The 10684-nt window shown below is 61.5% G+C and carries 11 protein-coding genes and 2 pseudogenes; 7 read left to right on the plus strand and 6 right to left on the minus strand.

Going from position 1 to position 10684, the window contains the following annotated elements; translation table 11 throughout:
• On the plus strand, positions 1-779 hold a 779-nt coding region (istB, locus tag D3872_RS21840; protein ID WP_220476984.1), incomplete at its 5' end, for an IS21-like element helper ATPase IstB.
• A gap of 354 nt (positions 780-1133) precedes the next feature.
• Here the strand turns inward: istB and tnpC (D3872_RS21845) are convergent.
• Positions 1134-2591, minus strand: coding sequence for an IS66 family transposase (tnpC, locus tag D3872_RS21845; RefSeq protein ID WP_119812776.1), 1458 nt, complete (start codon positions 2589-2591; stop codon positions 1134-1136).
• Between the two features lie 135 nt (positions 2592-2726).
• On the opposite strand from tnpC (D3872_RS21845), the gene D3872_RS21850 reads away from it, so the two are divergent.
• The 4 genes and pseudogenes from D3872_RS21850 to tnpC (D3872_RS21865) all read left to right on the plus strand — a co-directional run.
• Positions 2727-3095, plus strand: coding sequence for a site-specific integrase (locus D3872_RS21850; protein ID WP_119812769.1), 369 nt, complete (start codon positions 2727-2729; stop codon positions 3093-3095).
• A 54-nt stretch (positions 3096-3149) separates the two neighbouring features.
• Positions 3150-3569 carry an IS66-like element accessory protein TnpA gene (gene tnpA / locus D3872_RS27155; protein WP_370660984.1) on the plus strand — a complete coding sequence of 140 codons (420 nt, stop codon included), beginning with the start codon at positions 3150-3152 and terminating at the stop codon, positions 3567-3569.
• Positions 3566-3913 (plus strand): IS66 family insertion sequence element accessory protein TnpB, encoded by a 348-nt coding sequence (gene tnpB / locus D3872_RS21860; RefSeq protein ID WP_119812771.1) that lies wholly within the window; start codon positions 3566-3568, stop codon positions 3911-3913. The genes tnpA and tnpB overlap by 4 nt, the downstream gene beginning before the upstream one ends.
• A gap of 29 nt (positions 3914-3942) precedes the next feature.
• Positions 3943-4998 (plus strand): annotated as a pseudogene (tnpC, locus tag D3872_RS21865) (IS66 family transposase); the annotation flags it as partial.
• Between the two features lie 61 nt (positions 4999-5059).
• Here the strand turns inward: tnpC (D3872_RS21865) and D3872_RS21870 are convergent.
• From D3872_RS21870 to D3872_RS21880, 3 genes are read right to left on the minus strand one after another with little or no spacing between them, the layout of a single operon-like run.
• Positions 5060-6073 (minus strand): site-specific integrase, encoded by a 1014-nt coding sequence (locus tag D3872_RS21870; protein WP_119812772.1) that lies wholly within the window; start codon positions 6071-6073, stop codon positions 5060-5062.
• Positions 6070-7038 (minus strand): tyrosine-type recombinase/integrase, encoded by a 969-nt coding sequence (locus D3872_RS21875; protein WP_119812773.1) that lies wholly within the window; start codon positions 7036-7038, stop codon positions 6070-6072. The genes D3872_RS21870 and D3872_RS21875 overlap by 4 nt, the downstream gene beginning before the upstream one ends.
• On the minus strand, positions 7035-8270 hold the full coding sequence (locus tag D3872_RS21880; RefSeq protein WP_119812777.1) for a site-specific integrase: 1236 nt from the start codon (positions 8268-8270) through the stop codon (positions 7035-7037). The genes D3872_RS21875 and D3872_RS21880 overlap by 4 nt, the downstream gene beginning before the upstream one ends.
• Positions 8271-8443: 173 nt before the next feature.
• Between D3872_RS21880 and tnpC (D3872_RS21885) the strand changes: the two are divergent.
• Positions 8444-8995, plus strand: a pseudogene (gene tnpC, locus D3872_RS21885) (IS66 family transposase); the annotation flags it as partial.
• 164 nt (positions 8996-9159) lie between these two features.
• The gene (locus tag D3872_RS21890) at positions 9160-9507 is read left to right on the plus strand and encodes an HNH endonuclease (protein ID WP_119812774.1); all 348 of its coding nucleotides are present in this window, start codon (positions 9160-9162) and stop codon (positions 9505-9507) included.
• Between the two features lie 68 nt (positions 9508-9575).
• Here the strand turns inward: D3872_RS21890 and D3872_RS26780 are convergent, their stop codons facing one another.
• Together D3872_RS26780 and D3872_RS26785 are read right to left on the minus strand one after the other, a co-directional pair.
• Positions 9576-10274: an ATP-binding domain-containing protein gene (locus D3872_RS26780; protein ID WP_229459467.1), complete on the minus strand. Its 699-nt coding sequence runs from the start codon at positions 10272-10274 to the stop codon at positions 9576-9578.
• Complete coding sequence (locus tag D3872_RS26785) at positions 10259-10402, minus strand: hypothetical protein (protein ID WP_229459468.1); 144 nt, start codon at positions 10400-10402, stop codon at positions 10259-10261. The genes D3872_RS26780 and D3872_RS26785 overlap by 16 nt, the downstream gene beginning before the upstream one ends.
• Between the last annotated feature and the right edge of the window lie 282 nt (positions 10403-10684).

Consider the following 10684-nt stretch of genomic DNA (forward strand, 5'->3'; position numbering starts at 1 on the left):
CAGAACTGACTCCCCTGCTCAAGCAATTACGCCTGTCCGGCATCCTCGATTCACTGGAAGCGCGCAACCGTGAAGCCATCGACCGCAAGCTGGCCTTCACCGAATTTCTGAGTCTGCTCATCCATGACGAAGTAGCCCGCCGCGACCAGAAAAAGCTCGCGCTGCGCATGCGGCGCGCCAACTTCCGCAACCAGAAAACGCTGGACGGGTTCGACTTCAACCGGCTGCCGGGCTTGAACCGTGCTGCCGTCCACGACCTGGCCACCTGCCGTTTCATCGATGAGCAAGTCGCGGTGCTCATCGCCGGTCCCTGCGGCACCGGCAAGAGCCATCTTGCGCAAGCGCTGGGCCACGCCGCTGCTCGTCAGGGCTATGATGTGCTGTTCATTACGCAGACCCAGCTGATGGCCAGCCTGCGCGCAGCGCAGGCGATGGGAACGTATGAACGCCGGCTTCAGTACCTGAGCAAAGTCTCTTTGCTCATCATCGACGACTTTGGACTGAAGCCGCTACGCCCACCGGAGGACGAGGACTTCCATGACCTGATTGCGGAGCGCTACGAGCGCACGGCCACGATCCTGACATCGAATTTGCACTTCGACGAATGGGGCGCAGCGTTCGCGTCAAACAAGATGATCGGTGCAGCCACGCTGGACCGCCTGCGCCACGGTGCCTACAAGATCGTCTTGGATGGGGAAAGCTACCGTTCGCTGCCACCCGCAGCGGAGAAGTCCAAACCACCCGCCGCGAAGCCGCAAAGGGCAGCACGCAATGAATAACGTTTAATAAACTAAACCGTTTATATCGTTTAATTGGGAAGGGGATTCGCAAACTGTGCGAATCCCCTTCGTCATTTGGGGCGCGCAATCGGGACGCCCTAGGGCGCTGCCCCAGACCCCGCGCTGCCGTGGGCAGCCACTGGGAAAAACCCCTCCCAGCGGCCTCGACAACAAACATCCACGCTCACGCTGTGCGCTGGCTACCGGCGCCATTTAGCAAGTCCGCCGTATCGGCCGCCATTCCGACAGAAAAATTAAGTCCGGGAACAGGCCATTTGCACCCAAAAACGCCATTGCAAAAAGCATCGAAATCGAGCATTCTTGCAACCCAGTTTGAGCCCGTGAAATCGGTGGTCAAAGTGGCGCCATTACGCCGGAAATGGGTGGCGCCTTAATGCCGGAAATTGACAGCATGATCGGATCGCCAGCAAATGCGCGGCGCAGCACTTCCAACATGCTGTATCCCTGTTTGCGTAGCGTGTCGAGGCAGGAGCGAATGATGCAGAAATTGTCGGCGCCGGCAATGGTGCGGAAGCAGCCCGATATTTTTTGCTTGACCTTGGGCATGCGGACGGCCCGTTCGGCAATATTGTTGGAGAACGGAACGGTCGGATCGGCGATGAAGCGCAAGATGGCGTCGGCGTGCAGCCGGAAGCGGCGCAGCAGGTTGTGGGCGTCGGACTGTTTGCAGCGACCGGATTTTCCGTCGGGCTTGAGTTGGGGAGGGTTCAGTTGTTCGCCTTGGCGCACGATGTCGTTGTAGACGATGGTGAAGGCGGCGATGGCATCGGCATCAAATGGCCGGCCCTGCTGTCGCGCCGCCGCGCTCAGTCGTTGGGCGTTGAGCAGCAGTTCCGTCATGGCGGTCGGCCATTGCTGGCCAGTCACTTCCTGCGCATACACCAGTTCTCGAAGGAGATGGGCATTGCACAAGGCATGCAGGCCATCGTCGAGTTTCCAGTAAGGGGCCCAGCAATCATGCACCAGAACGCCGATGCGTTTGGGGAGAATGCCATGCGCGACGATGGCATCCAGGCCGCGCTTTGCGTGCATGCCATACCAGGTCAGTTCCGCCGTGGCCGCCACATGCATCCAGTGCAGTTTGCCATCCACGCGCAAGCCCGATTCGTCGGCGCACAGCACTGGCGCGTGGTGCAATTGCCGCGCTATCAGGTCGGCTGTGCCCTGCAGGGCCAGGCTCGCTTCGCCAACCCAGGCAAGCAGGGTTGCTGGCGACACAGACAAGCCCGTCATCTCGCCAATCAACTCGGCGGCGCGGGCATATGGCAGCATCTGGCCCTGGGTCAGATGCACGCCCAGTGCGCGCACGTTCGGGCCGTATTGCGCAAGGTCGCCGACCGCAGCCGGGAATACGCTGTCGTGCCGCTGACCGCAGGCGCAGACCACCGTGTAGACACGGTGTTCCACCACCTCGAAGCTCATCGCAGGCACATCGAATACCTGGCGGCGCTCCAGCACCTGCGCCTGTTCGAGCGCCAGCGCACTGTGGCAGCGGTTGCAATGCGACGGCGGCGGATAATCCTTCGTACTGGTGGGCTCGGCCACCCGCTTGAGTGTACTGCCTTTATGGCCCGGTTGGCCGCCAACCGCCTTGCCAGACTTGCCGCGCAACGAGCTAGTCTTCTGCTTCTTGGCCAGTCCATCCGAGGATGGTGGCTTGCTCGAATTCTGGCTGTTCATTCCCAGCTTTGCCTCAAGCGCATCCATGCGTGCAAAGAGCACGTCGATGAGACGATCCTTGTCGGTATCGGACAGCTGCGTGAGGTCGGGACGAGGCGGTTTCGGTGGCATGCCGACATGATGCGGCAATAGCCAATAGTTTACAACTGCTCATTGCCGTGTTCATTCAGGCTGAATAGTTACCTATTTGTTTTGCCACACTTCGGTGCTATCTTCTGTTCAATATCTTTCGAACAAGAGATCGGCATGGATTTCGCGGACTGGCTCGTTGCAAAAAAACTTTCTCCTTCAACCGTCAAGAAGTATGTCGGCGCGATCGGCGGCGCCCTGACCAGCTGGGCTAATGAGAACCAAATCACGTCAAAGTCACTCCGGGAAATAACTGATAGGGATGAGTTTGAGTCAATAGCCGAGTTAATCGGCGATACGGAAGTTTTCACCACACGAAATCGGCGCGGCAACAATATGTACGGTGCGGCGTTAAACAATTACAGCACCTTTCTAGCGCGTGAACAGGATCCTGTGTCCCATAGCGCTCAGAATAGCGGATCATTTTTCAACCCACTAAGCGAGACCGAGGACGCAGAAGCAGCCGCGCCGCCGTTTGAGCCGTAAGCGTCAACGCAGCACCGTCTGGACTGTGTAGTCCGCGCCAGCCATGATCGAATTTTGGCACAGCAGTTGTGCCCACAAATTCTGATTATGGACACAAATTTTCAACCAGTCATTTCCTCGCCAACCCGCGGCCACTACCGCCAGCATCCGCTGGAGTTCAAGCGCGCGTTGGTGGCGCTATCGCTGCAGCCTGGCGCCTCGGTGGCCCGCATCGCGCGCGAACATGGCGTCAACGCCAACCAAGTATTCAGCTGGCGCAGACTGTACAACCAAGGTCACCTCGGTGAGCATGCGTTAATGCGCGACGATGGCCTACTACCTGTGGTATTGACGCCAACGACGCCTGTTCCGCGCAACGCCGCCGATGACGCCGACGGCAGCATTGTGCTTGAGGTTGGAGAGGTGCGCGTGCGCATCGAGGGGCGGGCCAATGCGTCCACGCTGGCACAAGTATTGGAGCGGTTGCTGCGATGATAGGTCTGCCCGCTGGAACCAAAGTCTGGCTCGCCGCCGGCGCCACCGACATGCGCTCGGGCTTCAACGGTCTGGCGGCAAAAGTGCAGACGGCGCTGGAGGAAGATCCGTACAGTGGCCACGTGTTTGTGTTCCGTGGCCGACGCGGCGACATGATCAAATTACTGTGGTGGACCGGCGATGGCCTGTGTCTGCTGGCCAAACGGCTTGAACGCGGCCGCTTCATCTGGCCGCAGGCCACCAACGGCACGGTATCGCTGTCGCAGGCGCAACTATCGATGCTGCTTGAAGGGATAGATTGGCGGCGCCCGGAGCGCACTTGGAAGCCAACGTCGGCCTTGTAAACGTGACAAGCCTCGCGTAAACTTGGCGCATGCTCAGTCCTGCCAACCTCCTCCCCAACGACATCAATGCCCTGAAGGCGTTGCTGTTGGCCAGCGAGCGTCTGCTGCAAGAGCGTGATGAACAGTTAGCCGGCCTGACCGAACAACTGAACACACGCGCCGTCGAGATCGAGCATCTCAAGTTGCAGATCGCTAAATTGCGACGCATGCAGTTCGGCCGCAAGTCTGAAAAATTGGACCACCAGATCGAGCAGCTGGAACTGCAACTGGAAGATCTGCAGGCCGACGAGGGCGAGGCGGCGCGCGAGATGCCGGCCATCGACCAGGCGCCGCGCAAGAAGTCGGTGCGCCGGCCCTTGCCCGAGCATCTGCCGCGTGACGAGAAGGTCTATGCGCCAACGGCTGATGCCTGCCCGGACTGCGGAGGCGGCCTGCGCCCGCTGGGCGAGGACGTGGCCGAACAACTGGAGTTCGTGCCGGCCAGCTTCCGCGTGATCCGCCATGTGCGCCCGAAGCTGGCGTGCTCCTGCTGCGACGCGATCGTGCAGGCGCCGGCGCCGAGCCGGCCGATCGAGCGAGGCATCGCCGGCCCCGGCCTGTTGGCGCATATCCTGGTGGCCAAGTTCGCCGATCACCTGCCGCTGTACCGCCAGTCCGTCATCTACGCCCGCGAAGGCGTGGACCTGGATCGCGCGTTGCTGGCGAGTTGGGTCGGCGCGGCCAGCGCGCTGCTGCGACCACTGGTCGAGGCGATCCGACGCCATGTGCTGGCGGCATCGAAGCTGCATGCCGACGACACCCCGATACCGGTGCTCGCGCCCGGCAACGGCAAGACCAAGACGGCGCGCCTGTGGACCTATGTGCGCGATGATCGGCCCGCCGGCGACACCACGCCACCGGCCGTATGGTTCGCCTACACGCCTGACCGCAAGGGCATCCATCCGCAGACCCACCTGGCCAAGTTTGAGGGCGTGTTGCAGGCCGACGCGTACGCGGGCTTTAACGCCTTGTTCGACGACGGCACGATCCGCGAGGCCGCTTGCTGGGCGCATTATCTCGAGTGCTGTTTTATCTTGAGTGAAGCCAAATTGCAGCAGCGTTCAGGCGATCGACCGGTGCTCCGAACTCCACATAAGTTTGGCATTATCACAAGGACTGCAAGAACGCGAGCAAATCGGCCTTGGGCCTCCATGTCTTGGCGTTCGCCGGCTCAAGGCCGGCCTTCTTCCAGAAAGCCTGCATGGCCTCTCGCTTCATCTGCAGGTTGGTCGTGATATAGCGGCCGGTCGTAGCAACGCTGGTGTGGCCGAGGTAGTCGCGGATCACCGTCACGTCGGTTCCTGACTGCAGAAGCGCGACGGCGCAACTGTGGCGCAGGACGTGCGGCGTGATGTGTTTGCGTCGCAGCACTGGGTTGTCGCGAGCCGCCGCCGCCGCATGCTTGCTGAGAACGTAGGCAATGCCGTCGCGGGTCAGGGGCTGGCCATGCCGATTGAGGAATACGCACTGTCCACCGGCGGCGCCTGACATACCGCGCAGTCGGTGCAGCGCATTGGCCGTCTCTGCCCACAGCGGCAACAGCCGTTCTTTCTTGCCTTTGCCGCGCAGGCGCACCTGCCTTGGCGCGGCCAATTGCAGATCGTCCCACCGAAGCCCTGCGGCCTCGCTGACCCGAGCGCCACAGTTGTATAGGAATAGCAGCAGCGTGTAGTCTCGCCAACCGTCGGAGGTACGTTTATTGGGCACGTTGATGATCAGGCGGACATCCTCTGTCTCAAGGTAGGTCGCAGGTCGCTGCCGCGCCTTCTTCGCAGGGATGGCCAACACCCGTATGTACTGCTGTGAGTGTGCCAGGTCGTTGCGCAGTAGGTGTTTGATGAAGCCCCGGATGGCCGCCCGACGGCAGTTGCGTGTTGCGGCCGAATTCGATCGCTGCGCCTCGATGTGATCCAGGAAGCGCGTGACCATATCAGCGTCGATGTCTCCGAGCTGCACGGATGCAACCTCTCGGTCGCGCTGCTCAGCAATGAACTTGAATAGCAATGTCAGCGCATCACGGTAGGCGCGGATGGTGTGGACGCTGGCACCTTTCTGCTTCGGCAGGTACTCCGTGAAGTACGACTGCACATGAGCGAACAGACCACACGTCGAGCGGCTCACGGCAACCGGCGTTTACCGCGTGAGTGCTGCTCGAAGCGCTGGCTTGCCAGTTGCAGCAGCTCAGGCGTGGCCTTCAGGTACACCTCTGTGCCAAGGACGTTCTGGTGGCCGAGGTAGGCCGACAGCCATGGCAGTTTCGCGTGCACGTCTACACCCTCGACGGCCCAGGCGGTCAGCCGATGTACGGCGAAGGCATGCCTCAACTCGTAAGGCCTGGCGCCCGTGCGACCGCGTTTCGGCTTCAAGCCGAGATCGCGTAGCAGGCGTCGCAACGCATCCGAGGCCGCACGCAGAGTGAGCGCTGATCCATCGCGACGGATGAACAGTGTCAATGGATCGTCGGCACCGCTTGCCGCCAAGACTTCCTTGCGTTGCTGGAGATATTGGCGTAGCTCGACGACCAGATCGTCGCGGATCGCAAGGATGCGCGAGCGCCCCTTGCTTCGTTGAACTGTCAGCACGGCTGTCCGCAGATCGACATCGATCAGGTGCAGCCTGGTGGCCTCGCCCAGCCGCATCCCGGTGCAGTACAGCACGAGCGTGAGGGCGCGCAACATCGCTCCCCACATGTTGCGACCCTCGTGCCGCGTGGCGGCGTCCACCAGGGCAAGCACTTCTTCACGGCTGAAGATGTAAGGCACGAAAACCGACTCCTTGACCGGTGCCACCGCGTGATCGGGGACGAAGCTATACGGATCGCTGCGGCGACGGAACAGGCACAACTGGCGCACCACGCCGAACTCGTTGCCCACCGTGATGGCCTTGCGGCCTTCGATCCGCGTCACCCACTGTGTCACCGCTTGGTCCAACGCCGCAGGGCGCTCGCCGTATCTGTCATGAACGAAGCGTACGAAGCTGTTGAGCACGAACTCGGCGCGGCGGTAGCCCATTCCCATGGCCCGCTTGAACGCCAGGAACTGCGTTGCGTCGTGGGCCAAGGTGGCTGCGGTGACTTTCGTGTTCATCGCGGCACCGGCAGAGAGACCTCGCGTAGCGACTGCGTGGCGATGCGTATGTAGGCCGACACCGACTCCGGGTCGCGATGTCCGAGCAGATCCGACAACACTCGTACCTTGGTGCCTACGTCGAGTTGCCGCGCGGCATTCGAGTGCCGCAAGACGTGGCTGCCCAGGTATGGCGCTTGGATACCGGCGACCTTGGCATGTTTGATGAGCACGTGCCGCACGGCCGACGACGCCGTGAGGGCGCCGAACGGCACCTTCATCTGGACGAACACATGCCGCGTTGGCGTATGCGACGGACGTCCGTGCCGCAGGTACCTGGCCAGCACCTTGGCTACCGGGGGAAGCAACGGCAACACGAAATTGACGCCGGTCTTCGGGCGCGACATCTGCAGCGTACCGGCGTTCCAGTCGATGTCCTGCAATTGCAAGCCGATCACTTCGCCAGCCCCCAGGCCGTAGGTACTCATCATCAACAGCATCGCGTGATCGCGCAATCCGCGTGCCGTGCTCGTGTCCACAGCGCGCAGCAGTCGCTGAACGTCCTCCCAAGGTAACGCGCGCCGGGTGCGTTCGAGCTTGGGCTGTACCGGAGAGATCACCCCGTCGGCCAAGTCGGTTCGAATGCGTCCGCTGGCCAGCAAGAACCGGGCAAAAGATCTGACCGTGCTGGCGATGTCGGCTGTCGTCGAGCGAGCAAAGTGACTGGCGCAGTCGATGAGGAATGCGTCGATCTCGGGCAGGCTCAGGCGGCGCCAGGACTTGCCGGAACGGCGCAGGTGCTCGAACAGCTTGCCGACGTGGTCGAGCTTCTTGCGAATCGTGACTTCGGGGTTGCCAACATGTTGCCGAAGATGGGCAGCAAAGTGGCGCAAAACCGCCGTTGCAGGTGGCCCACGGCGTTCGATAGGCTGCCATGCCGGGACCGGCATGGCCATGATCTCGTGAACGCGACGCAGCGAGCGCATAGACGAGATCGCGAGACCGAGATTTGCGGCATTGATCTTGCGTGAACCCGCGTACCAGACCTGGAAGCGCTTGACCCCATCGAGCGTTAGCTCTGGCCCTTCACCAAGATCGAGAGCACGGCAATAGCACCGAAACCGGCCGATCCATTGCAGGTATTGTTGCGCGGTGCTTGCCCGGACACAGCGATCGCCGCGCCATACGCGCAGGATGTCCTGAGCGCTCGGCACACGCTCGGATTGCTGTGACTTGGGCAGCGGAGTGTTCATACAAACGATATACGCCAGCCAGGCCAAATCGGATGCAAAGCTCCATTGAATGTGCTGGATTTATGTGGCGTGACGCACCAGCCCAGCTCCTCGCACGGACAGTAAGTTCATGCACCGATCTCCAGATAAAACAGCACTCGAGATAATGAGCCTTATGTGGAGCTCCACATAAGGCGCACGCGCGGCGCAAGTTCTACGACCTGCACGCTGCGCGGCCGACGGCGCTGACCACCGAGGCGCTGCGCCGGATCGCCGATCTATATGTGATCGAGGCCGAGATCCGGGGCAAGCCGCCCGATGAACGAAGGCAGGTGCGGCAAGCTCGCTCGCGCCCCTTGCTCGATGACCTGGAACGCTGGCTGCGCGCCACGCTCGAGACGCTGTCGCGCAAGTCCGACACGGCGGCGGCGATCCTGTATGCGCTCAAACTCTGGCCGGCACTGCTGCGCTACTGCGACGACGGCGCCATCGAGATCGACAACTCGGCGGCCGAGCGCGCCTTGCGCGGCGTGGCGATTGGCCGTCGCAACTACCTGTTCGCCGGCGCCGATAGCGGCGGCGACCGCGCCGCTGCGATCTACTCGTTGATCGGGACCGCCAAGCTCAATGGCGTCGACCCCGAGGCTTGGCTGCGCCATGTGCTGGCGCGCATCGCCGACCATCCGGTCAACCGGGTTGACGACTTCCTACCCTGGCATTGCGCTGCGCAGATCACGTCTGCCTGAAAAACACTCCGCTTCCCAGCGGTGTGATGCCATCATCTAGCAATACGACGCCTAGCTCAAGACGGCATTGAGCAGACGCTTACTTTGAGCCGAACAATGAGGATGACGCCCGAAAACGCACATTTCGCGCTATTGTCCGCAGACAGGGGCAGCCGAAGTTTCGAATGGACCTCATTTCGGCCTATGATGGTCGGTGCGCGATCACCCAATGTCCGATTCGTCCGATTCTTGAAGCTGCGCATGTGACACCGTACCTCGGTCCTCAGACTAATGCGATCAGCAATGGGCTACTCTTGCGAGCCGATATTCACACGCTGTGGGATCTGAGACTTATCGCAATCGATCCAAATTTGATGACTGTCTGTATCAGTCCAACTTTGCAGGATCCAAGTTATCAAGTGCTAGCGGGTAAGTCCGCTTATCAACCGGCCGTACCCGCTTCGCGTGTGTCGCCCCTCGCTCTTGAGCGCCAGTGGGAACTGTTCCAAACACGATTGAGCAAGGACATTTAAACGAAAAGACCGCTCATCTTCCATGGGCGTCAAACTTTTTTCAGATTTTCAATGTACGTAGATCGCCCTTAGATTCGGTTAAGGATCTGCTCCGCTGCCCGCTCACTCAACACCAGAACCAGCTTCAAGCGGGCGCGCGTCATCCCCACAAACAGCTTCCGAAATACTAGCTCATCGATCTGCTCGAAGTCGATTTCGGTAAAAATCACCGCTGGCGCGGATTGCCCCTTAAACCTGTACACCGACTCCGCCAGCAATCCGCCGTCCCGAAACACCGGGTTCCCGAACAAGTCGTACTCTCCAGTGAACGACTTCAGCCTATGCGCATCGCCCAGCGTATCGCGCCCCAGGATCGCCGACTTCTCCCGTCCCCTGAACGACGCAATCGCTATGTCCTGCCGCGCGAATCCCGCTGCCAGGCACAACGTGATCGCATGCTTGGTCTGCGCCAGTATCGCCTTCGAATCGCCCTCCGGGTACACCAGCGCCTCGATGTCCGCGCCTTCGAATGGGCTGGCCGCTTCCACCGGCTGGCGCGCCTCGCCGATCGATGCCAACATGTCCACCACCTGTCGCGGGCTGCGGTAATTGGTGTGCGAATGCAGCGTTACCCATCCGGGCAGCGGCACCATGTCGCGGCCGTACAGGTTCTGCGTCGGATCCTCCAGCCAGGTCGCGCGACCGCCCTCCTTCACCATGCGCATCAGGATGTCGCGCCAGGCGACGGAAAAATCCTGCCCTTCGTCGACGATCAGCACGTCGTACATCCACGTCTCGGGCAGTCGGCCGTGGCCAGCGCCGTTTCCATCCGGCCCCACACCTCCGGTGACGAATAGTCGGGTGAGATGCCCTGCGCGCGCAGGAAGGCGTCGCCCAGCATGTGGAAGGTTGCCACGCGCCCGCCCGCAGGTACCAGGCGCTCGATATGATCCGCAAGCGGCGGTTGAAGCACACGTAAAGGGGACGAAGGCCAGCATCAACGGCGGAGGCATATTCGGCCAGCGCCAGCTGGGTCTTGCCGCTGCCGGCGGTCCCCACCACGCGCAGGCGGTAGGGCGAAAACTCCAGCCGCCGTGCCCACGTTGCCAGCCCACCGGACAGGCGCGTCACCATGTCGGTGGCGCAGCCGATCATGGCGCTGGGGTCGGGCCGCAGGCTCAGGGTGTCGCCGAGGAAG

The organism is Massilia cavernae, from assembly GCF_003590855.1.
GTDB lineage: Bacteria > Pseudomonadota > Gammaproteobacteria > Burkholderiales > Burkholderiaceae_D > Telluria_A > Telluria_A cavernae.